Raw genomic sequence first — 22782 nt, 5'->3', positions numbered from 1 at the left:
GAGACGTTTTATGGAATGGTTAGCGGATCCCACAGCCTGGTTAGGCCTGTTGACTCTGATCGTGCTGGAACTGGTACTGGGTATCGACAACCTGGTGTTCATCGCAATTCTTGCCGACAAACTGCCGCCGCATCAGCGCGATCGCGCGCGGATCATCGGCCTGTCGCTGGCGTTGATCATGCGCCTGGGCCTGTTGGCGAGCATTTCCTGGCTGGTTACGCTCACGCAGCCGTTGTTCGAGGTGTTCGGCAAGAGCTTCTCCGGTCGTGATCTGATCATGCTGTTCGGTGGCGTGTTCCTGTTGTTCAAGGCGACGATGGAGTTGCATGAGCGGCTCGAAGGACATGTCGGCGAGCGCTCGACCAACACAACCTACGCGCTGTTCTGGCCAATCGTGGCGCAGATTGTGGTGCTCGACGCGGTGTTCTCTCTCGACGCGGTGATTACCGCCGTGGGCATGGTCGATGAACTGGCGGTGATGATGATCGCCGTGATCATTTCCATCGGCCTGATGATCGTTGCCAGCAAGCCGCTGACCCGCTTCGTCAACGCACATCCGACCGTGATCATGCTGTGTCTGGGCTTCCTGATGATGATCGGTTTTGCCCTGACCGCAGAAGGTCTGGGCTTCCATATCCCGAAAGGTTACCTGTACGCCGCCATCGGTTTCTCGATCCTCATCGAAGTCTTCAACCAGATCGCCCGGGCTCGGCGCAAACGTTCGATGCAGGGCGTGCGCCCGATGCGCGAGCGCACAGCCCATGCGGTGATGCGTCTGCTCGGTGGCCGCAAGCTGGCGGCGGAGGAGGTTGGTGAGGAAATCTCCGACCTGCTGGACAACGGTGAAGCGCCGGTGGCCGAGCTGTTCGACCGTCGTGAGCGGGTGATGATCAGCGGTGTGCTGCAACTGGCGGAGCGGCCGATTCGCAACCTGATGACGGTGCGCGCCGACGTTGACCTGATTGATCTTGCCGATGACGCCGAAACCATTCGCACGAAGTTGATGCATTCGTCGTATTCACGCTTGCCGCTGATTCGCGATGGCGCGGTGGACGAGCCGCTTGGCTTCGTACACAAGAAGGAATTGCTCAAGGAGTATCTGGCCGGCAATGAGCCGAACCTGGAGCATCTGGCACGCAAGACCGTCAATCTGCTCGACAGTTATTCGATCCTCAATGCCCTGGAGCAGATGCGCGCGGCATCGACGCACATCGCCTTCGTGGTCAATGAGTTTGGCGATTTCGTCGGCGTATTGACCATGACCGACATCCTCGAATCGATCGCCGGTGAGTTGCCCGATGCCAGTGAAATCGAAGGCCCTGATGTGGTCGAAGAGCGCGGCGGGTTTCTGGTCAGCGGCGCGCTGCCCTTGGCTCGCGTTCGCCAGCGTACCGGCTTCGATGCCGAACCGACCGAGGATTATCAGACCATGGCCGGGTTGGTCATGAGTCTGCTGGATCGGTTGCCGATGACCGGCGATCGACTGGAATACGAGGGCTGGCAATTGACCGTCAAAGCGGTTGAAGAGCGACGGGTGACGCGGGTGTTGCTGGAGCGTGAGGTGGCTTGAGCATTCGCGGAATGGCGCAGCGGTCGCTGCGCTTGTTACTGATGAAACGTAAAGCGGTCCTTGCCCGTATGCTTTGATTCGTACAACGCCGCATCCGCCTTGATCAGCGCCTGATTCAATGAGTCACCCTCAGCCACCCGGGTAATGCCGATGCTGATGGTGACCGGGTGCCGGGTGGGCTGTTCACGCACTGACTGGCACAGTTGCGTGGCAAGGCTTTCAACATCTTCGCGCCGCACTCCCGCCAGATAGATCGCGAACTCCTCACCGCCCATACGCGCGTAGTCAAACGCAACCATCACTGCCTTGATATCGGCAGCGACGCGAATGAGCACCTCATCACCGATGTCATGCCCGTAGGTGTCGTTGACCTTCTTGAAGTTGTCGATGTCGATCATCATCAGGTAATGATCGCGCTCGCGCGGGCTTGCCAGCAGCCGTTGCCCTGCGTGGGTCATGAACGAGCGTCGGTTGGGAATCTGCGTCAGCGGGTCGTTATAGGCCTGATCCAGCAGCAGCCGCGACATCAGGTAGTTGTTCAGCTTGGCCTCACGAAACTTCAAAAAGGTGTACACCGTGAGTGCGCAGAGAAACACGCTGTAGCAGGCAGTCAGGACGCCGCGCAGTTCAGTGATCTCGGTAGTGGTGGCGAGAAACGGGTTGAGGATCACCCAGATCACAACTTGTACCGCAAAGAACGCCCAGCGCCGCAGCGGCAGTACCGACACGCTGTACAACATGCTTGCTGCTGCCAAGACCAGCCACAAGCTGTGCGAAGCAGGCGCGAGGCCGTCGACGATCATTCGCACACCGACGGTCAATCCCAGGACCAGCAACAGGGTGAGCACATCGAAATGGCTAGCCCTGCGCGTAAAACCGAGCACCACCGTCAACAGCGCGAAACCAGCGAGAAACGCCATCGAGCGCCACGTGAAGCCTTGGCCGCCGAGAAAACTGACGATCAGATCAAACAGCAGCCACATGAAAATGCTGACCACATAGATCAACAGGCTGAACGGTTTGAGCCGTTCGAACTCGCGCTGGAGAAACTCTTCCCTCAACTCGTTAGACGCGGTTTCCTTCAACGCTTGCGCTTCAATGGTTTCGAACATGCTTATCCCGCTGTCTGCGCCGATCCTGGCAACCACCCGAACCGGCGGGCGGCGCGCAATGTGTTCGCTCAACAGCAAAGCAGGCGGACCGCGGATTGTCCAATCCCGGTCGGGTTCAGCGCAGAAGCCGGTGGCGCGAACCAGTGACGGTGCGCAATGACCTGAGCGTGCGCCGCAGCCATGCCAGATCATGGTGAGGTTTGCGTGGCGTTGCGGGAGCCTTTGTCCTGCCGACATGCCGGACCATATCCCTCGCCAGGGTTTCCTCGGTGCCGATACCTTTGAGCTTTTTCAGCAGCCTGCCGTTTTTATAGAACAGCACTGTTGGCGTGCCCGTGACGTTCGGGTGCTTGGGCGATTGGCTGGTGTTGAGCATATAGATGTTGGCGCGCAGTCGGTAAGGCTCGGCAATCTGCCGAAAGACCGGCCCGGCCCATTCGCAGGCGGGGCAGTGATCATTGGCGAAATACAGAATGACCGGACGCCAGGTTTTCAGGGCTTTGCGGTAAACCGGGTCCAGCGCGGAAGTTGTGTTTGTGGCGTTCATCGAAGGGTCCTTTTCAACGAGCGGGTAGGCTCCTTGACGTTAAAGGAGCAGAGGTGTCGCGGTCTACTGTCAGAAATTACAGGTGGGGTGCGTCAACACGAGAAGTGCTGTCGTGACGGTGATAGCCGTCGGGAAACGGCAGGGTGGTGATGTCTACAGGCAGGCGCTAAAGCGCTGATACCGGGTCTTGCTCAACTGTAACCCTGATTCGCACCATCACGACGCCATCTGACCCAAGTTGGGAACGAATCACCCCTTTCACTAGTGATCGCAGGGACCTTTCTGCGTATTGGGTCGGACCGATCAATTGGTCCGCAAGTCCATATCTCCTTGATTAACAAAGCATTCAATACGACTACAGATTTCTCCTGATTCCTGTGGCACACTTTCTGCTGTCTATTCCGTAGTAACAAACCGTGTTCCGTTATAGCGGAATAAACACAATTCTGGAGTGCTTGCCATGCATCGCCGTCCTTCGTTGTTCAAAGCGTGTGTTTTTGTTCTTGCAGCTTCTTCCTCGGTCATGGGCCTGGCCCAGGCTGCCGACAGCAAGCTCGACAGTGTTCTCGCCCGTGGCAAGTTGATCGTGGGCACCGGCAGCACCAATGCGCCGTGGCACTTTCAGGGCGCGGACGGCAAGTTGCAGGGTTTTGATATCGACATCGCCAGGATCGTGGCCAAAGGGCTGTTCAACGACCCGAGCAAAGTCGAGTTCGTGGTGCAGTCGTCCGATGCGCGGATTCCCAATCTGCTCACCGACAAGGTCGACATGAGCTGCCAGTTCATCACCGTCACCGCCAGCCGTGCCCAGCAAGTCGCGTTCACCTTGCCGTACTACCGCGAAGGTGTTGGCCTGCTGTTGCCGAACAGCAGCAAGTACAAGGAAATCGAAGACCTGCAGGCGGCGGGCGATGACGTCACCGTTGCGGTGCTGCAGAACGTCTACGCCGAAGAACTGGTGCATCAGGCATTGCCCAAGGCCAAAGTCGATCAGTACGACAGCGTTGACCTGATGTACCAGGCCGTGAACTCCGGTCGCGCCGATGCCGCCGCCACCGATCAGTCGTCGGTCAAATACCTGATGGTGCAGAACCCTGGCCGCTACCGCAGCCCGAGCTACGCCTGGAGCCCGCAGACTTACGCTTGCGCCGTCAAACGTGGCGATCAGGACTGGCTGAACTTCGTCAACACCGCGCTGCATGAAGCCATGACCGGAGTTGAGTTCCCGACCTACGCCGCTTCGTTCAAACAATGGTTCGGTGTTGATCTGCCATCTCCAGCCATCGGTTTCCCAGTCGAATTCAAATGATCCCGTGAGAGTGGGGCGAGTCAAATCGCCCCGCTCAAGGTACTGCTGACCATGAACTATCAGTTGAACTTTGCCGCCGTGTGGCGCGATTTCGACACCTTGCTGGCGGGGCTCGGTCTGGGCTTGCAGCTGGCGCTGGTGTCGATCGCCATCGGCTGCGTGATCGGCCTGCTGATGGCGTTTGCCTTGCTCTCCAAACATCGCGCCTTGCGGGTGTTGGCCTCGGTGTACGTCACGGTAGTGCGTAACACGCCGATCCTGGTGTTGATTCTGTTGATCTACTTTGCACTGCCCAGCCTTGGCATTCGTCTGGACAAGATTCCTTCGTTCATCATCACGCTGTCGCTGTATGCCGGCGCGTACCTGACCGAAGTCTTCCGTGGCGGCTTGCTGAGCATTCCCAAAGGCCAGCGCGAAGCCGGGCTGGCAATCGGTCTCGGTGAATGGCAGGTCAAGGCTTACGTCACCGTGCCCGTGATGCTGCGCAACGTGTTGCCGGCGCTGTCGAACAACTTCATTTCGCTGTTCAAGGACACCTCGCTTGCCGCTGCGATTGCGGTGCCGGAGCTGACCTATTACGCGCGCAAGATCAACGTCGAGAGCTACCGGGTGATCGAAACCTGGCTGGTGACCACGGCGTTGTATGTCGCGACCTGTTACCTCATTGCCATGCTGCTGCGTTACCTCGAGCAGCGTCTGGCGATCCGCCGATAGGAGGCTGCGATGTACGAATCTCCCAGTTGGTTGCATGAATTGTGGGTCGCGCGCGAGCCGTTGTGGCAGGGCTTTCTGACCAGCGTGCAGGTCTCGGCGCTGGCCATTGTGTTGGGCACCATGCTCGGCGTGGTTGCAGGCCTGGTCCTGACTTACGGCAGATTCTGGATGCGCGCGCCGTTTCGGCTGTACGTCGATCTGATTCGCGGCACACCGGTGTTTGTATTGGTGCTGGCCTGCTTTTATATGGCGCCGGCGCTCGGTTGGCAGATCAGTGCGTTTCAGGCCGGAGCCCTGGGCCTGACACTGTTTTGCGGCTCGCACGTCGCCGAAATCGTTCGTGGTGCGCTGCAAGCCCTGCCGCGCGGGCAGATGGAGGCGGGCAAAGCCATCGGCCTGACGTTCTACCAATCCCTCGGCTACGTACTGTTACCTCAGGCGCTGCGGCAGATTTTGCCGACCTGGGTCAACTCGTCCACCGAAATCGTCAAGGCGTCGACCTTGCTCTCGGTGATCGGCGTCGCCGAATTGCTGCTCAGCACGCAACAGATCATCGCCCGGAACTTCATGACTCTGGAGTTCTACCTGTTCGCCGGTTTTCTGTTCTTCGTCATCAACTACGGCATCGAATTACTCGGCCGGCACATTGAAAAGCGGGTGGCCCTGCCATGACTCAAGCTCAAGTTGCTTCACAAAATCAGGCGCTGCTGGACATTCGCGGCCTGCACAAACAGTACGGCGCGGTGGAAGTGCTCAAGGGTGTCGACCTGAGCATGCAGCGCGGCAACGTCGTCACGCTGATCGGCTCCAGCGGTTCGGGCAAAACCACGCTGCTGCGTTGCGTAAACATGCTCGAAGAATTCCAGGGCGGGCAGATCCTGCTCGACGGCGAGTCCATCGGCTACGACGAGGTCAACGGCAAACGCGTACGCCATGCGGAAAAGGTCATTGCCCGCCATCGTGCGATGACCGGCATGGCCTTCCAGCAATTCAACCTGTTCCCGCACCTGACCGCGTTGCAGAACGTCACCCTTGGCCTGCTCAAGGTGAAGAAGATGCAAAGGGACGAAGCCGTGGTGCTCGCGGAAAAATGGCTGGAGCGCGTCGGCCTGCTGGAGCGGCGCAACCACTTTCCCGGTCAGTTGTCCGGCGGCCAGCAACAGCGCGTGGCGATTGCCCGAGCGATTGCGATGAACCCGAGCCTGATGCTCTTTGACGAGGTCACCTCGGCCCTCGACCCGGAACTGGTTGGCGAGGTGCTCAACGTGATCAAGGGGTTGGCCGAGGACGGCATGACCATGTTGCTGGTGACCCACGAAATGCGTTTCGCCTTCGAGGTCTCGGACAAGATCGTTTTCATGAATCAAGGGCGGATCGAAGAGCAGGGGCCTCCCAAGGAACTGTTCGAACGCCCGCAATCGCCGCGTCTGGCGGAATTTCTCAAGAGCACGCGGTTTTGAATCTGCACTTTTGCAATCAGGAGAAACACCCATGAGCATTACGCGTTACGGCACCGGCAGCACCGCCGCCGGCGGCCAGCCTCGTCCATTCGCCCGCGCAGTTGAAGCGGATGGCTGGCTGCATGTGTCCGGCCAGGTTCCGGCGGTGGATGGCGAGATCATCGTTGGTGGCATCGTCGAACAGACCCACCAGACCATGAAGAACCTGATCGCCATTCTCGAAGAGGCTGGTTATGGCCTTGAAGATGTGGTCCGCGCTGGCGTCTGGCTGGACGATCCACGGGACTTCAGCAGTTTCAACAAGGTCTTCGCCGAGTATTTCAAACCCGAACACGCCCCGGCGCGGGCCTGTGTGCAGGCGAGCATGATGGTTGATTGCAAGGTTGAGATCGACTGCATTGCCTACAAGAAGAAGGCCTGATACACGCCGATCGTTCCCACGCTCTGCGTGGGAATGCAGCCCGGGACGCTCTGCGTCCCAAAAGCGGACGCGGAGCGTCCGGTGAGGCATTCCCACGCGGAGCATGGGAACGATCATTGGCTGTAAACTCCCGGCGACTTTGAATGGAAACCACTGACATGACCGAAGACACCATCAAGCGCCGGGCACGCGGTCTGGACCGGGCGTTCGATATCCTCGATTTTCTCAAGGAAATCGGCCAGCCCCTGCGTCCCAACGACATCGCCAATGGCATCGGCAGTCCGAAATCGACGGTCTACGAACTGGTCGCGTCCTTGCTGGAGCGACGGATTCTCGAGCCGGTGGGCAAGGACGGCCACGTCTACCTTGGCCGCCAGTTGTACTTCCTTGGCCAGGCGCATCTGCGGCATTTCGACCTCAGCCGCGAGGCCGATCACGCTTTGCAGGAGATCGTCAGCCAGACCCGCGAAACTGCGCAGATGTGCCTGCTCAACGGGCGCAAATACACCGTCGCATTGATGAAGGAGGGTGAGCGGCATTTCCGCATTTCCTCCGACATCGGCGAAAACGCGCCGATCCCGTGGACGGCTTCCGGGCGTCTGTTGCTCGCGCACTTGAGCGATCAGCAGATCATCGACCTGATCGACGAAGACGACTACATCCTGCCCGACGGCGAACGCCTGCCACTGGAACGTTTTCTCGCAGAAATTCGTCAGGCTGGCGTCGATGGCTTCTTCTCCTTCGACAGCGTCGCCGACACCTTCACCCATTGCTTCGCCGCGCCGGTCAAAGACCCGCAAGGCGTGGCCATTTGCACGTTGTGCATCGTCGCCCCACGCGCCGATGCGAAAAACAATTACAACGACTATCGCCGGGTGCTGATCGAGAGCGCCAACAGCCTCGCCCGGCGGATCAACGAATAACCGCGGCTGCCTGCGGCCGCGCCTGTGAGGATTGGACCATGACCACTGCCATCAACTCTGCCGTAGAAAAAGGCGACGCCGCCATCGGTGCGCAATTGACCCGCGACGTCAGCCTGCCGGCGCTGGTGCTGCACCGCGAGGCGCTGGAGCACAATATTCGCTGGATGCAGAAATTTGTCAGCGACAGCGGCGCCGAACTGGCGCCCCACGGCAAAACCAGCATGACCCCGGCACTGTTCAAACGACAGCTCGACGCCGGCGCCTGGGGCATCACCCTCGCCAGCGCCACCCAGACCCGCGCGGCTTATGCCCACGGCGTGCGTCGCGTGTTGATGGCCAACCAGTTGGTCGGTACGCCGAACATGGCGTTGATTGCCGATCTGCTCGCCGATCCGACGTTCGATTTCCATTGTATGGTCGACCACCCGGACAACGTCGCCGACCTCGGGGCTTACTTCGCTTCCCGTGGGGTCAAGCTCAACGTAATGATCGAATATGGCGTGGTCGGCGGCCGTTGCGGTTGCCGCAGCGAGCAGGAAGTCATCGAGTTGGCCAAGGCCATCGATGCGCAACCGGCACTGGCCCTCACCGGTATTGAAGGTTACGAAGGCGTGATTCATGGCGATCATGCGGTCAGTGGCATTCGCGAATTCGCCGCGTCGCTGGTTCGTCTCGCGGTGCAGCTACAGGACAGCGGCGCCTTTGCCATCGCCAGACCGATCATCACAGCGTCGGGTTCGGCCTGGTACGATCTGATCGCCGAATCTTTCGAAACCCAGAACGCCGCTGGCCGCTTCCTCAGTGTGTTGCGCCCGGGCAGTTACGTGGCGCACGACCATGGCATCTACAAAGAGGCCCAGTGCTGCGTGCTCGACCGTCGCAGCGACCTGCACGAAGGCCTGCGCCCGGCGCTGGAAGTCTGGGCCCATGTGCAGTCGCTGCCGGAACCGGGTTTTGCGGTGATCGCCCTGGGCAAGCGCGACGTCGCGTTCGATGCCGGTTTGCCGGTGCCGTTGTTGCGCTACAAGGCCGGTGTGGTGCCGGCGGCGGGGGATGATGTCGGCGCGTGCAAGGTCACCGCGGTGATGGATCAGCATGCGTTCATGACCGTAGCGCCGGATGTCGAGTTGCGGGTCGGCGACATCATTTCCTTTGGTACTTCGCATCCATGCCTGACGTTTGACAAATGGCGTGTTGGGTTGCTGGTGGATGAGCAGATGGCGGTCATCGAGACCATGGAGACTTGTTTCTAAGGCTTGAGATTGCGTTGCGGCGGCTATTCGCGAGCAGGCTCGCTCCCACAAGATCAATGCGTTCCATTGTGGGAGCGAGCCTGCTCGCGAAGACGCCCGCTTAGCCTCCACTGAACCACCCGAGATCCCACCCGATGAAAATCCTCAGCAACACCCCGCGCATCGCCCTGATCGGCGAGTGCATGATCGAACTGCAACAACGCGCCGACGGCAGTCTGCAGCAAAGCTTCGGTGGCGATACCCTCAACACGGCGGTGTACCTGTCCCGTGCGCTGGGCGACAAGGCGCAAGTCGACTACGTCACCGCGTTGGGCGATGACAGTTTCAGCGACGCCATGTGCCAGATCTGGCGCAGCGAAGGCATCGGCCTCGATCTGGTGCAGCGCCTTCCCGGTCGGCTGCCCGGTCTGTACTGCATCCAGACCGACGCCAACGGCGAGCGGCGTTTCCTGTACTGGCGCAACGAAGCGGCGGTACGCGATTGCTTCACCACCCCTGCGGCCGAGCCGATCCTCGCGGCGTTGCCGGACTACGACGTGCTGTATTTCAGCGGGATCACCCTCGCTGTACTCGGAATGCAAGGCCGCGCCCGACTGATCAAGACCCTGATTGAAGCCAGACAGCGCGGCGCACGCATCGTTTTCGACAACAACTACCGCCCGCGCCTGTGGGCGTCGGTGGAAGAGGCGCGCGCGGCATATCGCAGCGTCTTGCCATATGTGGATCTGGCGTTACTCACCGTGGATGACGAACAGGCATTGTTCGGGTTTGCCGATTGCGCTGAGGTGTTTGCCACGTATGCACAGATCGGCACGCCGGAAGTGGTGCTCAAGCGCGGCGCCGAGGCGTGTCTGATTCGTTGTCAGGGGGACGCGTTTGAAGTGCCGGCGCAGAAGGTCGATAAGGTTGTCGACACCACGGCGGCGGGGGATTCGTTCAGTGCGGCGTATCTGGCCAGGCGCTTGCTCGGCGGCAGTCCGGCAGAGGCGGCGCAAGCGGGACATGAATTGGCCAGTCGGGTGATACAGGTGCCTGGAGCGCTGATCCCCAGGTAATCAGAGAATGGCCGCTTGCTGCGCAATCGGTTCGCGAGCAGGCTCGCTCCCACAATGAAAACGCGGTCGACATGTGGGAGCGAGCCTGCTCGCGAAGAAGTCCGGCAGCCAGCCGATCAATCTCGATAAAACACCTGCACCAGGTGATAACCAAATTTGCTTTTGATCGGCCCATGCACGGTGCGCAGCGGCTTCTTGAAAATCACCGCATCAATCGCGCCGACCATCTGCCCCGGCCGCATTTCGCCCAGGTCGCCGCCGCGTTTGCCGGACGGGCAGGTGGAAAATTTCTTCGCCAGCACATCGAACGCTTCGCCCTTGGCAATGCGCTGTTTGAGTTGTTCGGCCTCTTCGGCGGTTTTCACCAGAATGTGGCGGGCTTGGGCTTTCATCGTGCAATACCTGATAACGGGGTGACAGCGGGGCGCGCGATTATGCCTCAAGTCGCGGGGTCGGGTTGCTCAACTTGCGAATCTTGCTCGCCAGCACTTCAAGGACAAAGGGCTTGGCGACCATGTCCATGCCCTCGTCAAGAAAGCCCTGACGCTCGGCAGCAATCTGCGCGTAACCGGTCATGAACAGCACTTTAAGCCCCGGACGATGCTGGCGAGCAATCTCCGCCAACTGGCGTCCGTTCATGCCCGGCAGCCCGACATCGGTAACCAGCAGATCGACGCGTTGCACGGACTCGAGCACGGGCAGGGCGTTCGTGGCGTTTTCCGCTTCGAAGGTTGTGTAGCCCAGTTCCTTGAGCAGATCGAGCACCAGCATGCGCACTGCCGGATCATCCTCGACCACAATCGCGGTCTCGCCTGAAGATGAAGCTGCAATCGGTTCGGCTTTCTCCACAGACGAGGATTCGGGCGTCGGCTCAAGCAAACGCGGCAAGTACAGACGTACGCAAGTACCTTGCCCCGGCACACTGTCGAGGCTGACGTGACCGCCGGACTGCTGGGCGAAACCGTAAATCATCGACAGCCCAAGCCCGGTGCCTTGGCCGATCGGTTTGGTGGTAAAGAACGGATCGAACGCTTTGGAACGGATTGACGGCGTCATGCCGGTGCCGTTATCGCTGACCGCGAGCATCACGTATTCCCCGGCCTTCACCGGCTCGAGAATGGTGGTGTCGCTGCTGTCGAGATACACGTTCGCGGTCTGGATCAGCAACGTGCCGCCTTCGGGCATCGCATCGCGGGCATTGATCACCAGATTGAGCAGAGCATTTTCCAGCTGGCTGACGTCGGTACTCACCGGCCACAAATCCTCTGGCAGGCGCAGTTGCAGCTCGATGGCATCGCCCTTGGTGCGGCGGATCAGGTCTTCCAGTGAATGCACCAGTTCATTGACGTGCAGTTGCTTGCGGTCCAGCGACTGGCGCCGCGAGAAGGCCAGCAAGCGATGCGTCAGCGCGGCCGCACGGTTGGCCGACGACACGGCCGCCTCGGTGAAGCGACCAATCTCATCGGCGCGACCGTTGGCGATGTAGCGCTGCATCAAGTCGAGGCTGCCGATGATGCCGGTGAGCATGTTGTTGAAGTCATGGGCGATGCCGCCGGTGAGCTGGCCGACAGCTTCCATCTTCTGCGCGTGGCGCAAGGCGTCTTCGGCGCGCTCGCGTTCGAACATCTCGTTCTGCAAACGCTCGTTGGCCTGAGCCAGTTGCTCGGTGCGCGCGCTGACCCGCTCTTCGAGGGTCTCGTTGAGATTGCGCAGGGCTTCCTCGGTTTTCTTGCGCTCGGTTTCGTCGATGACAAAGATGTAGAAGCCATTCACTGCGCCGTCCGCGCCATGTCGCGGCAGATAATTCATGAGGGCATGACGGGTGCTGCCGTCGCGGTGCGGCGTGTAGAAACTGAAGGAGCAGGAGCGGCCGGCCAGTGCTTCGGCGATGTACGGCGCACGCAGGAAATACGCCTCTTCGCCGATGACTTCGCGGATCGTGCGCCCATACAACTCCTGCGGCGTCAGGCCGTACCAGTCCAGATAGGCTGCGTTGTTCAAGCGAAAGCGTTCTTCGGCGTCGACATAGCTGATCAGGATCGGCATGGCGTTGATGATCAGCTGAAGTTCGGTCTGGCTCTGACGCAGCGCCTGTTCCGTATGTTTGCGTTCGGTCAGGTCCAGCGCCGCGCCGAGAAAGCGCATCGGCCGACCATGATGATCCTTGTAGCAACGCCCGCGCGCGAACACCCAGCGCAGCGTGCCATCGGCCTGCAACAGGCGATATTCCTCAGCGTACTCGGTGCCATGGGTGATGCAGTACTTGATGCCGCGCGCGACCATGGCGCGGTCTTCGGGGTGCACCCCGTGCATGTATTCGCTGATCGGCAACTGCCCGGCCCTGGTCGGATCGACGCCGTGCAGTTCGGCGAAGTGCGCATCGGCGATGAAACGATCTTCGCCAATGTCCCAATCCCAGGTGCCGACGGCGTCGGTGGCGGCGAGGGCCAGTTGCAGACGCTCCTCGGACTGACGCTGGGCCTTGAGGCTTTCTTCGGAACGACGCTGCAATTCCAGGGCAATGCGTCGGCGCTCGTTGGTTTCGATGGCAGTGATCAGAATCCCGGCCACCTGTGCGGTTTCATCGCGAATCGGGCTGTAGGTCAGATCCAGCCAGAAATCGGTTTTTTTGCCGTCCCGCTGCACGCTGAACCGCTGCTCGCTGAAGCTGCGCACCTGACCCTGCAGCACCGCTTGGTAAATCGGCTCGGCAAAATCCCGCACCTCTGGCCAGACCTCATGCGTCGGCTGCCCGAACGCTTCGGGATGCTTGCTGCCAGCGAGCAGGGCAAAGCCATTGTTGTAGATCTGCGTGAGTTGCGGACCCCATAGCAGCAGCATCGGCATCGGCGAATGAATCACGATGTCCACCGCCGTGCGCAGGCTCTGCGGCCAGGTGCCGGCGGCGCCCAGCGGGCTGCGGCTCCAGTCGGTGCGGGCAATCAGGGCCTGAGCGTCATCGGTGGTGGATACAGCATTCATGTTTCAATCCTGAGCGTGGTTCGGTGAGACGGGGTCTATCATTGTTGCAGGAGCCGCGCCAAGCGTCGGCCAAATTTGCTCATTCAATGCTTCGCGGGTGCTTTCAGCCATGGAAATCGATGCACTGTTGTCAATATTGTCGCAAAAAAACGGCTCGGATCTGTTCCTCTCTACCGGCGCAGCGCCGAGCGCACGCATTGATGGCTTGCTGACAGCGCTCAGCGATCAGCCATTCAAACCCGGCGAAACCGCGGCTATCGCCACCTCCCTGATGGACGCCGAGCAGCGCCGGGAGTTCGACCGGGATCTGGAAATGAACCTGGCAATCTCCCGAACGGGCGTCGGGCGGTTCCGGGTGAACATTTTCAAGCAGCGCAACGACGTTTCGATCGTGATCCGCAACGTCAAGGTCGACATCCCGCGATTCGAAGACCTGAAGCTGCCGCCGGTGTTGCTGGAAACGGTGATGCTCAAACGTGGCCTGATTCTTTTTGTCGGCGCGACCAGTTCAGGCAAGTCGACTTCGCTGGCGGCACTCATCGATCACCGCAACCGTCACAGTGCCGGACACATTGTGACGATCGAAGACCCGATCGAATATATCCATCGGCACAAGCGCTCGATCATCAATCAGCGTGAAGTCGGCGTAGATACCCGAAGCTTTCATGCGGCTTTGAAGAACACTCTGCGCCAGGCTCCGGATGTTGTATTGATTGGTGAGATCCGTGACCGCGAAACCATGGAGCATGCACTGTCATTCGCTGATACCGGCCATCTTGTGTTGTCGACGCTGCATGCGACCAATGCCAATCAGGCACTGGATCGAATCATCAATATGTTTCCCGAGGAGAAGCGCGAACAGCTTTTGCAAACATTGGGCAACAACCTCAAAGCCTGTGTCTCGCAGCGTCTGGTCCGCACTGTCGATGGGCAAAGGCGCGCGGCAGTCGAGATTCTTCTGGGCACGCCGACCATCGCCGATCTAATCCGCCGCGGTCAGTTCGAGGAACTCAAACCGATGATGGAAAAATCGACCGGACTCGGTATGCAGACATTTGACGCGGCACTGTTTGCGCTGTTTGCAGAAGGTGCAATCAGTGAGCAGGAAGCATTGAAGAATGCCGATTCGGTGAATAACTTGAAGTTGCGAATCAAACTTCAGCACGACCAGGCAGGTGTTAACAATACAGGCACCGGCGAGTGGGGTTTGATGGATTGACTTGGTGTCTTCGATTGCATCGTGTGTTTGCACGGCAACAACACTTAATAATTGACTCGTGGTTCGGTTGTATGTGTTTGGGTAAAACGTCATCACGCTGAATGGTCAGCTAGTTGGTTTGATGAGGTTTTACTGTGAACGAAGTTAAGAAAAATAAAGTATTCCGCCCATCGAAAGTTGCGCTGGCTGAATGGAAGTATCGGTCTGCGGCAGATGCTACCGAGCGCGATATGGTTCTTCGGCATCTGGAAGATGCATTGAATGAGTACACTGAAGATCACGATATAGACTGGTATGGGCGTGAAGTAGAGTTGCAACCAGGCTCTTCACTGCATGAAATATATAACCCCGGCAGACTTCTGCTCAGTGAACTGCTGAAAACCGGGCCGGTCATAGGTGCAATCGGTCGAGAGGAGGCGCGCGAGCATAACGGCCTGGTTCGGATTACGCCGGAAGGCAAGATGGAAGTCCGTGCCGTTAGAGGTTGGGTAGATCTGGTTGCGGCGCAGTATTTTGAATACAGTCAACCTACGCGCTCGACGGTGAGTCTCATCGCCGACATTGCCGCAGTCGCCGGCGGTTTTGTATGGCCCGATCTGGATGTAACCCTGGATCAGTGGTTCAAGTTTCATGATATCGATCTGCCTGACACCAAGGCCAGGATCAGTAACTTGATCGGCTTGTTCAAGTTTTCACCCGAGGTCAGGGAGCCAGTTGCTTTTTGGGATCACTTACAATCCGGTGAGCAGAGTCACAACGCGTTATCCGAAGAGCAGTTTGCAGATATTCGTGGCGCCACCGCCAAATTGATGCCGAAGCGAAAGCTGTTGTCAGCCTTGTACAACGTCACAGGGCGCGCGGATATATCTCACGAAACGGCGGCGCAGCGCCTCGTTGAATTTGTCGCCTATCCAGTTTCGCTGGATCTTGCCAGAAGTTATATCAAAGAGCTGAATTGGTACGGGGTGAATGACGGGGAAACGCTTTCCGAAAATATTCTCCGCCAATTGTTGATGACCGCGATATTACTCGACCTGGACCCATCGATCGGCCATCGCCACCTGGTCCAACGGCGAGACCTGTACTCGCCAGACAATGTTGAGCGTCATCCATCAGAGATACTCGAGGAGTACACCGAGTTTGTGCGGAACAAGCGCTGGGTAGATCCGATATTGGCACCGTTGGTGGTTCATCTTCTCCTGGCACGCAACGCGCCCGAATTTCTGGTCAGGAAAATTCCGACAGAGGTCACACTTGGATCGATCGCCTGGGTCAAGTTCTGTCGCGCTGTTGTATTGGTCGAGGCGGTAAAGACCGGGGCCTCGCGGGAATTGACCTATGCACAGATCATCGCTTACGGCGAACTGGAGCCGGTCAGTGAAGCGCAGAAGCATATGCGCGATCTGGCGCTGATCGACCCGATCGTGGAGTGGGCGTTGCTCAACCGGATTATTTCCAGAGCCGAGCTCGAACAGGCAGAAGAAACCTGTACACGAAGGGCGATTGACGCGTTTGAGCACCACGCAGACCAATTCGCCCAGCTAGCCCGCGCATTTTCGACACCGTTACCCAACCGAGCGGAAATTGCCCGAAGCCAATTGAGAAAAGCTGCACCTGGCTGCGACACGCTGGATGAAAAGGCGCTGTCCGAGAAAGGCGGACAGCTAATCATGTCCATGGTCGAGCTGCATCAATCGGGCGATCTGGTCACTGGTCAGTGGGACAGGCGCACCGTACGTTTGATCGTCAACGGATTGCTGCAACCTGCGATCAACTACAACCCTGCGGGTCTCAGTCTTTATCAGCGTTATCCGCGACTGCTGACAATTGAATCCTGTGACGAGGAAATGGATCGTCAGTTGGCCGTGCATTTCGAAGCGGTGAACGGCGGCATGATGTCTGCCGTCAAGCTGGCGTTGGCACACATGCCGGAAGCGGATCTGCAAGTGTTCATGAATGCCGACATTCATTTTTTCACCGTGCGCGAATCGGCATCCTATGTGACTACGCGCCGGGCCGGCGGACCTTTGAATCTAGGGCTTGAACAAGAAACACAACAAAGCCGGGATGCCGCCACGGGACGCTTCGGCGTTGTGATGTACACGTCTGATGAAGACGCTGATCTTTGTTATGAATTATTCACTTCGCGTGCAGAAACCCGCAGGAATGATGCGCTGGGTGCTTTCATCAGGCGGGAAAGAAAGCTTCAGCAACGCTCAAGAATGAGCGCCAGTGCCAACATGACGACGCCCCTGAGCAACACCCTGACCCAGAGCGTTCCGCTGAACATCAGGCGCTATACCCATGCCGCGGCCGAGGACGCTTCGATCAGCAGCAGTATGGCGATCATCGATTACTTCGGCGCGCTGAAAGCACCAGCGCAATCTGCGCAGTTGCAACCAGGGTTCTACCAGAAATTCAACGACCCGAACGTCGTGCGCATCGCCGGGTTTCTCGCCGAGAACAGACCGTTCCTGAATAAAACCGAGCTCAGAGAGCTCGTGCGTGTACCGACGCCGCTCGAGCTCTCCCGGGAAGAGGGCGAACGCTTGCTGACTTACTTCATCGACCTGTTGGTGCCGTTCAAAAAATGCATCGAGGACATCGCCTCGGGCGAACACAACAAGATGGTGGACGGGGTTTACGGATGTTTGATGGACGGCATCGGCCTGGTGGGAACAGTGGCTGGCGCCAGCTCGAAGGCGCTGAGTATTTCCACCAGGGCCATTTCCACTACTGCCAAGGCCGCGCGTTTCACCCGGCTGGCGTTTACTTCGGCCATCTCGCTTTTCAATCCCTTCGACGGTGTGCCCTCTGGTCTGCAGGCGGGCGGTAAACTGGTACACAAGGGCCTGCTGCGGTTCAACAAGAACACTCATGACCTGATTACTCTGGCCAGGGGGCAATTGCACAGGATCAGCGGTCGCCGGCAATCCTATGATCTGCTTGAAGCGGCCGATAACGCGCAATTCGGGTTGGGGAGCTGGCGGCCACGCGGGGCTACGCATGAAGCCGTCGCCGTGCTGGCCGCGCGCAGTGGTGACAAATGGTACTCGCTGAATCGACGCGGCAACTTGTGGGGCAAGTCTCTGGAGGGTTTTGTGTATCAAGCCCCCTTGCAACTGCCTGCTTCGCCGCGCACGTTGCCGCTCAGTTACACGCGCAAGTTCATCGAGCAAAGCCTGCCCCGTGCACGGGCCAAGATCGACAACGCATTGGAAATCTTCAACCGTCATGATTTCAAACGCGATCGCGACGCGCTGATGAAGATCGTGTTCGGCGATGCTTCTCAGGTGTCCACTGATCGGCTGGTGAACTACTTGCGTTTGATCCGCTTCGATTTCGCCGGGTTCTCCTTGAGCAACATGGTTCTCGACGGCCTCAAGATCAACGACACCCTGGCATCGTTCGATGCAAACAATTACCAGCGCTGGAAAGACGCGGGTTCGAGCGGTGATTGCGCTATAGCGTTTGTTGAGGTCTACACGAAAAACTTCAATCGACACTTCGTCAGCATGGGTCTGAACCACGATGTGATCGCCGACGACCTGATTCATGAGCTGTTCCACGCCAGCGCACAAACCGACGATGTCGGTTATGCCACCGACGCCGTGCATGCCAGTGACAGCGGACAGCAGCTGGATGTGTCCGTATTGCTCAATCTGGGGGCAGGTTGCCTGGCGCAGTCGCAGAGCGGCGCTGACTGTCATGCGCCGTCCAGAGCCTTCGAAAACGCCGACTCGCTCACGCTGGTCACCTCATTGCTGAGTCAACTGATCACTGACGAGGTCACTTTCGATCAAAACATGACTGTTCTTGACAGTGCGCTCAAGGCCAGTGCAGGCCGGGCGATTGGCGAGCCGGTGGTCATTACCTTGAACAAACCTCGTTGATGAAAAGCACTGCCGCCAGCCTGTCGGATGAGGGCGTCAGTGCCGGTTTCAATCAGCCAGTTCCGGTCGATCCCGAAACTGCTCCAGCGCTTCGGGATTGGCCAGTGCATCGGTGTTTTTTACCGGCCTTCCATGCACGACATCACGCACCGCCAGCTCCACGACTTTGCCGCTGATGGTGCGCGGTATGTCCGTCACTTCAACAATCCGCGCCGGGACATGCCTCGGCGTGGTATTGGCGCGGATCACTTCGCGGATTCGCTGTTCGAGCCCTTGATCGAGTTCGACACCATCGCGCAGACGCACGAACAGCACGACCCGCACATCATCCTGCCACTGCTGACCGATGGCGACGCTGTCCAGTACCTCGGTGATTTTCTCGACCTGACGATAGATTTCCGCCGTGCCGATACGCACGCCGCCCGGGTTCAGTACCGCATCCGAGCGGCCATGGATCATCATCGCGCCGTGGGGCAACTGTTCGGCGTAATCACCTTGTGCCCAGACGCCGGGGAACAGGCTGAAGTAGGACTGGCGGAGTTTTGAGCCGTCGGGATCATTCCACAAGCCGATCGGCATCGCCGGGAAATGCCGTGTGCAGACCAGCTCACCTTTCTCACCAATCACCGGTTGGCCAGCGTCGTTCCAGACCTCGACGGCCATGCCCAGGCTCTTGCCCATGATTTCTCCGCGACGTACCGCTGACAGTGGGTTGCCATTGACGAAGCACGAGACGATGTCGGTACCACCGGACATTGAAGCCAGGCAAACATCGGTTTTGAAGTCGCGGTAAACGAAATCGTAGCTTTGCGGGGACAGCGCCGAGCCTGTGCAGAGCAGGGTTTTCAAACTGCTCAAGTCATGACTTTCGCGCGGCCTCGTGCCGCTGCTTTCCAACGTGGCAAGGAATTTCGGACTGGTGCCAAACACACTGATGCGTTCATCGTCGATCAGGTCGAGCAAGCGCTGATGGTCCGGATGAAACGGCGAGCCGTCGTAGAGCACCACGGCGCTGCCAACCGCGAGCGCCGAAACCAGCCAGTTCCACATCATCCGGCCGCAGGTCGTGTAGTAGAACAAGCGGTCACCGGGACCGAGGTCGCAGTGCAAACCATGTTCCTTGACGTGTTGCAGCAGCACACCGCCGGTGCTGTGGACGATGCATTTCGGCACGCCAGTGGTACCGCTGGAGTACAGCACGTAGAGCGGATGATTGAACGGCACCGGGGTGAAATCCGGTTCACCGCCGGATTGATAGAAGTCTTGCCACAAGCAGACATCAGCGTGGCTTTGATAATCCTCGATGCGCGCTTGCGGACGGGCGTACGGCACGATGATCAACTGCTGCAGTGACGGCAGTTGTGCCAGGATTTCGTTGAGCTTGGCGGTCTGATCCAGGATTTTTCCGGCGTATTGATAACCGGCACAGGTGAGCAGCACTTTCGGTTCGATCTGGCCAAAGCGATCGATCACGCCGTGGGTGCCGAAGTCCGGCGACGAGCAGGACCAGATCGCGCCGAGGCTGGTGGTGGCCAACATCGCCACCAGGGTTTGCCAGGTGTTGGGCATGCACGCCGCCACGCGATCACCCCGGCCAACGCCTGTTGCGCGCAGGCTCGCCTGAAAACCGGCGACGTGTTCGGCCAGTTCGGCCCAGGTCAGTTGTTCGCGCTGGCCGTTTTCCGCCACAGCAACCACCGCCACGGCATCGTCGCGGCGGCGCAGCAGGTGTTCGGCAAAGTTCAGCGTCGCGCCCGGAAACCACTCGGCGCTGGGCATCTCTGCACCTTCACGCAAGACGGCGCCTGGCTGGGTGTGAAAGCGGATGTCGAAGAAATCGACGATCGCCTGCCAGAACGCCGGGCGCTGATCGATGCTCCATTGGTGCAGGGCAGGGAAGTCGTCGAGCTTAAGCGAATGCCGCTGATTGATTTCGCGCCGGAAAACGTCCATACGCGAACCGGCGATACGCTGGGCGTCGGGTTGCCAGAGGATGTCGGACATGGGTTTGCCTCTTCTTATCTGCTTCGTACAGGCCAGGGAGATCATTACCTGTGGGAGCAGCCTCGCTCCCACAATGGCCAGGTGTTTATTGCGCCAACCACCCACCATCAATATTCCAGGCCGCGCCGCGCACCTGGCTGCCGGCTTCACTGCACAAGAACAGCACCAGCTCACCCAGATGCTGCGGTGTGACGAACTCCAGCGACGGCTGTTTTTCCGCCAGCAGATCATGCTGCGCCTGCTGCGGATCAATACCCTTGGCCGCGCGATCATCGATCTGCTTCTGCACCAGCGGCGTCAGCACCCAACCCGGACAGATCGCATTGCAGGTGACATTGCTGGTCGCGGTTTCCAGCCCGACTACTTTGGTCAGGCCGATCACGCCATGCTTGGCGGCAACGTACGCGGCTTTGCCGGTGGAGCCGACCTGGCCGTGCACCGAGGCGATATTGATGATGCGCCCCCAGTTCTTGCTGCGCATGCCCGGCAGGCTCAACCGGGTGCTGTGGAATACCGATGACAGGTTGATCGCGATGATCGAATCCCAGCGCTCAACAGGAAAATCTTCTACGGCCGCAACGTGCTGAATGCCGGCGTTGTTGACCAGAATGTCGACGCCGCCAAACTCGCGCTCGGCGTAGGCGACCATGTCGGCAATCTGCGCCGGGTCGCTGACATCGGCGGGATGATGGCCGACCTTGCCGCCGAACTGAGCGACGTCGGCGATCACCTTCGAGGCGTCGCCGAAGCCATTGAGAATCAGGTTGGCGCCCGCTTTCGCGAGGGTCAGCGCGATGCCCAGGCCGATGCCGCTGGTGGAGCCGGTTACCAAGGCTGTCTTGCCGGAAAGAGTGGTCATGAATACCTCACACAATGCCAGTGGCGTAGAAAGTGCCGATCACCACGAAAACCGCGAGGGTCTTGATCAGCGTAATACAGAAAATGTCTTTGTAGGCTTCGCGGTGGGTCAGTCCGGTCACCGCCAGCAACGTGATTACCGCGCCGTTGTGCGGCAGGGTGTCCATGCCACCACTGGCCATCGCGGCCACGCGGTGCAGCACTTCCAGCGGAATATTCGCCGCGTGCGCTGCACTGATGAACTGCTCGGACATCGCCGCCAGCGCAATGCTCATGCCGCCCGACGCCGATCCGGTAATGCCGGCGAGCAGTGTCACGGTAATCGCTTCGTTGACCAACGGATTGGGAATCTGCTTGAGCCAGTCGGCCAGCACCAGGAACCCCGGCAGCGAAGCGATTACCGCACCAAAGCCGTATTCAGACGCGGTGTTCATGGCCGCGAGCAACGCACCGCTGACCGCACTTTTGCTGCCTTCGGCGAGCTTGCTTTTGATCGCCTTGAAGCCGAACGCCAGGACCAAGAGGATGCCGACCAGCAACGCCGCCTGCACCGCCCAGATCGCCGTGAGCTTGGCGATTTCGGTAGTGACCGGCGCGGCCATGCCCGGCAGTGCCAGGCTGTGGGTCTTGCCGTACCACTGCGGAATCCACTGGGTGAAGAGCAGGTTCATGATGCCCACGGCCAGCAATGGCGACAGGGCAATCCACGGGTTGGGCAGCTTCAGGTCTTCGGCGGTTTCCGGTTCGTTGCGCAGTTCAGTGCCGTAACCTTCGCCGGCACGTTGCGCCTTGTTGCGTTGGCGCTGCAGAAACAGCATGCCGGCGCAGAACACGAAAATCGTGCCGATCACCCCCAGCCACGGCGCCGCCCATGCGGTGGTGTTGAAGAAGGTGCTGGGGATGATGTTCTGGATCTGCGGCGTGCCGGGCAGGGCGTCCATGGTGAACGAGAATGCACCGAGGGCAATGGTCGCCGGGATCAGACGTTTGGGAATATTGCTCTGGCGGAACATCTCCGCTGCAAACGGGTAAACAGCGAAGACAACGACGAACAACGACACGCCGCCATAAGTGAGCAAGGCGCACACCAGCACGATCACCAGCATCGCTTGTTTGGTGCCAAGCAGGCGAATCGCAGCGGCGACGATCGAGCGCGAGAAACCGGACAGTTCGATGAGCTTGCCGAACACCGCGCCGAGCAGGAATACCGGGAAATAGAGCTTGATGAAACCGACCATCTTGTCCATGAACACCCCGGTGAACGCAGGGGCAACGGCGGACGGATCGGTGAGCAGGACCGCGCCGAGGGCGGCGATCGGGGCAAAGAGGATGACGCTGTAGCCACGGTAGGCGGCGAGCATCAGCAGCGTCAGGGCTGCCAAGGCAATGATCACACTCATGGTGTGTCTCTCCAGGATTGTTATTTTTGTGGGTGGAACGGGTGCGGAGAGTGGGTTAGCGA

The 22782-nt window shown here is 59.2% G+C and carries 18 protein-coding genes; 11 read left to right on the top strand and 7 right to left on the bottom strand.

The annotated features are described in order from the left end of the window. The first annotated feature begins 10 nt into the window (after positions 1 to 10). A complete protein-coding gene (locus ACYSTU_RS25745; protein WP_136493506.1) occupies positions 11 to 1570 on the top strand; it encodes a TerC family protein in 1560 nt (519 codons plus the stop codon). A gap of 35 nt (positions 1571 to 1605) precedes the next feature. On the opposite strand, the gene ACYSTU_RS25740 is transcribed toward ACYSTU_RS25745, so the two are convergent. Next, a complete protein-coding gene (locus ACYSTU_RS25740; protein ID WP_264365061.1) occupies positions 1606 to 2682 on the bottom strand; it encodes a GGDEF domain-containing protein in 1077 nt (358 codons plus the stop codon). A gap of 115 nt (positions 2683 to 2797) precedes the next feature. Then, the gene (locus ACYSTU_RS25735) at positions 2798 to 3229 is read right to left on the bottom strand and encodes a thioredoxin family protein (protein WP_499002420.1); all 432 of its coding nucleotides are present in this window, start codon (positions 3227 to 3229) and stop codon (positions 2798 to 2800) included. A 460-nt stretch (positions 3230 to 3689) separates the two neighbouring features. Here ACYSTU_RS25735 and ACYSTU_RS25730 point away from each other — a divergent pair, with 460 nt between their 5' ends. The 8 genes from ACYSTU_RS25730 (at position 3690) to kdgK (ending at position 10364) form a co-directional block, all read left to right on the top strand. Further along, on the top strand, positions 3690 to 4538 hold the full coding sequence (locus tag ACYSTU_RS25730) for a transporter substrate-binding protein (RefSeq protein WP_125916108.1): 849 nt from the start codon (positions 3690 to 3692) through the stop codon (positions 4536 to 4538). 51 nt (positions 4539 to 4589) lie between these two features. After that, a complete protein-coding gene (locus ACYSTU_RS25725; protein WP_499002417.1) occupies positions 4590 to 5252 on the top strand; it encodes an amino acid ABC transporter permease in 663 nt (220 codons plus the stop codon). A 9-nt stretch (positions 5253 to 5261) separates the two neighbouring features. Then, positions 5262 to 5924: an amino acid ABC transporter permease gene (locus tag ACYSTU_RS25720; RefSeq protein ID WP_016774495.1), complete on the top strand. Its 663-nt coding sequence runs from the start codon at positions 5262 to 5264 to the stop codon at positions 5922 to 5924. Beyond that, entirely contained in the window at positions 5921 to 6712 is a 792-nt protein-coding gene (locus ACYSTU_RS25715; RefSeq protein WP_499002414.1) for an amino acid ABC transporter ATP-binding protein, read from the top strand. Before ACYSTU_RS25720 ends, ACYSTU_RS25715 begins: the two co-directional genes overlap by 4 nt. Positions 6713 to 6743: 31 nt before the next feature. Then, positions 6744 to 7133 (top strand): RidA family protein, encoded by a 390-nt coding sequence (locus tag ACYSTU_RS25710; protein WP_016774497.1) that lies wholly within the window; start codon positions 6744 to 6746, stop codon positions 7131 to 7133. A gap of 158 nt (positions 7134 to 7291) precedes the next feature. Further along, positions 7292 to 8056 carry an IclR family transcriptional regulator gene (locus ACYSTU_RS25705; RefSeq protein WP_499002434.1) on the top strand — a complete coding sequence of 255 codons (765 nt, stop codon included), beginning with the start codon at positions 7292 to 7294 and terminating at the stop codon, positions 8054 to 8056. A gap of 38 nt (positions 8057 to 8094) precedes the next feature. Next, the gene (locus tag ACYSTU_RS25700; protein WP_499002411.1) at positions 8095 to 9309 is read left to right on the top strand and encodes an amino acid deaminase; all 1215 of its coding nucleotides are present in this window, start codon (positions 8095 to 8097) and stop codon (positions 9307 to 9309) included. 134 nt (positions 9310 to 9443) lie between these two features. Beyond that, positions 9444 to 10364 carry a 2-dehydro-3-deoxygluconokinase gene (kdgK, locus tag ACYSTU_RS25695; protein WP_136493499.1) on the top strand — a complete coding sequence of 307 codons (921 nt, stop codon included), beginning with the start codon at positions 9444 to 9446 and terminating at the stop codon, positions 10362 to 10364. A 116-nt stretch (positions 10365 to 10480) separates the two neighbouring features. On the opposite strand, the gene ACYSTU_RS25690 is transcribed toward kdgK, so the two are convergent. Beyond that, complete coding sequence (locus ACYSTU_RS25690; protein ID WP_136493498.1) at positions 10481 to 10756, bottom strand: peptidylprolyl isomerase; 276 nt, start codon at positions 10754 to 10756, stop codon at positions 10481 to 10483. A 40-nt stretch (positions 10757 to 10796) separates the two neighbouring features. Continuing rightward, positions 10797 to 13346, bottom strand: a complete 2550-nt coding sequence (locus ACYSTU_RS25685) for a PAS domain-containing hybrid sensor histidine kinase/response regulator (RefSeq protein ID WP_071172263.1) — start codon at positions 13344 to 13346, stop codon at positions 10797 to 10799. Positions 13347 to 13455: 109 nt separating this feature from the next. Here ACYSTU_RS25685 and ACYSTU_RS25680 point away from each other — a divergent pair, with 109 nt between their 5' ends. Together ACYSTU_RS25680 and ACYSTU_RS25675 are read left to right on the top strand one after the other, a co-directional pair. Continuing rightward, a complete protein-coding gene (locus ACYSTU_RS25680; RefSeq protein WP_264365065.1) occupies positions 13456 to 14565 on the top strand; it encodes a PilT/PilU family type 4a pilus ATPase in 1110 nt (369 codons plus the stop codon). A 134-nt stretch (positions 14566 to 14699) separates the two neighbouring features. After that, positions 14700 to 18458: a hypothetical protein gene (locus ACYSTU_RS25675; protein WP_499002406.1), complete on the top strand. Its 3759-nt coding sequence runs from the start codon at positions 14700 to 14702 to the stop codon at positions 18456 to 18458. Between the two features lie 48 nt (positions 18459 to 18506). Here the strand turns inward: ACYSTU_RS25675 and ACYSTU_RS25670 are convergent, their stop codons facing one another. The 3 genes from ACYSTU_RS25670 to ACYSTU_RS25660 form a co-directional block, all read right to left on the bottom strand. Next, complete coding sequence (locus ACYSTU_RS25670) at positions 18507 to 20462, bottom strand: acetoacetate--CoA ligase (RefSeq protein ID WP_499002403.1); 1956 nt, start codon at positions 20460 to 20462, stop codon at positions 18507 to 18509. 85 nt (positions 20463 to 20547) lie between these two features. Further along, complete coding sequence (hbdH, locus tag ACYSTU_RS25665; protein ID WP_499002400.1) at positions 20548 to 21321, bottom strand: 3-hydroxybutyrate dehydrogenase; 774 nt, start codon at positions 21319 to 21321, stop codon at positions 20548 to 20550. Between the two features lie 7 nt (positions 21322 to 21328). Continuing rightward, positions 21329 to 22720, bottom strand: coding sequence for a GntP family permease (locus ACYSTU_RS25660; RefSeq protein ID WP_122610516.1), 1392 nt, complete (start codon positions 22718 to 22720; stop codon positions 21329 to 21331). Positions 22721 to 22782 lie beyond the last annotated feature (62 nt).

This window comes from Pseudomonas glycinis (genome assembly GCF_054871425.1).
The sequence above is the reverse complement of the archived record's forward strand: the minus strand, read 5'-3'. Positions and strand labels throughout refer to the sequence as shown.

Excerpts from the sequence above, each read along its gene's own strand:
- ACYSTU_RS25745 (WP_136493506.1), top strand. The coding sequence starts at position 11 with ATGGAATGGTTAGCGGATCCCACAGCCTGGTTAGGCCTGTTGACTCTG.
- ACYSTU_RS25740 (WP_264365061.1), bottom strand. The coding sequence starts at position 2,682 with ATGTTCGAAACCATTGAAGCGCAAGCGTTGAAGGAAACCGCGTCTAAC.
- ACYSTU_RS25735 (WP_499002420.1), bottom strand. The coding sequence starts at position 3,229 with ATGAACGCCACAAACACAACTTCCGCGCTGGACCCGGTTTACCGCAAA.
- ACYSTU_RS25730 (WP_125916108.1), top strand. The coding sequence starts at position 3,690 with ATGCATCGCCGTCCTTCGTTGTTCAAAGCGTGTGTTTTTGTTCTTGCA.
- ACYSTU_RS25725 (WP_499002417.1), top strand. The coding sequence starts at position 4,590 with ATGAACTATCAGTTGAACTTTGCCGCCGTGTGGCGCGATTTCGACACC.
- ACYSTU_RS25720 (WP_016774495.1), top strand. The coding sequence starts at position 5,262 with ATGTACGAATCTCCCAGTTGGTTGCATGAATTGTGGGTCGCGCGCGAG.
- ACYSTU_RS25715 (WP_499002414.1), top strand. The coding sequence starts at position 5,921 with ATGACTCAAGCTCAAGTTGCTTCACAAAATCAGGCGCTGCTGGACATT.
- ACYSTU_RS25710 (WP_016774497.1), top strand. The coding sequence starts at position 6,744 with ATGAGCATTACGCGTTACGGCACCGGCAGCACCGCCGCCGGCGGCCAG.
- ACYSTU_RS25705 (WP_499002434.1), top strand. The coding sequence starts at position 7,292 with ATGACCGAAGACACCATCAAGCGCCGGGCACGCGGTCTGGACCGGGCG.
- ACYSTU_RS25700 (WP_499002411.1), top strand. The coding sequence starts at position 8,095 with ATGACCACTGCCATCAACTCTGCCGTAGAAAAAGGCGACGCCGCCATC.
- kdgK (WP_136493499.1), top strand. The coding sequence starts at position 9,444 with ATGAAAATCCTCAGCAACACCCCGCGCATCGCCCTGATCGGCGAGTGC.
- ACYSTU_RS25690 (WP_136493498.1), bottom strand. The coding sequence starts at position 10,756 with ATGAAAGCCCAAGCCCGCCACATTCTGGTGAAAACCGCCGAAGAGGCC.
- ACYSTU_RS25685 (WP_071172263.1), bottom strand. The coding sequence starts at position 13,346 with ATGAATGCTGTATCCACCACCGATGACGCTCAGGCCCTGATTGCCCGC.
- ACYSTU_RS25680 (WP_264365065.1), top strand. The coding sequence starts at position 13,456 with ATGGAAATCGATGCACTGTTGTCAATATTGTCGCAAAAAAACGGCTCG.
- ACYSTU_RS25670 (WP_499002403.1), bottom strand. The coding sequence starts at position 20,462 with ATGTCCGACATCCTCTGGCAACCCGACGCCCAGCGTATCGCCGGTTCG.
- hbdH (WP_499002400.1), bottom strand. The coding sequence starts at position 21,321 with ATGACCACTCTTTCCGGCAAGACAGCCTTGGTAACCGGCTCCACCAGC.
- ACYSTU_RS25660 (WP_122610516.1), bottom strand. The coding sequence starts at position 22,720 with ATGAGTGTGATCATTGCCTTGGCAGCCCTGACGCTGCTGATGCTCGCC.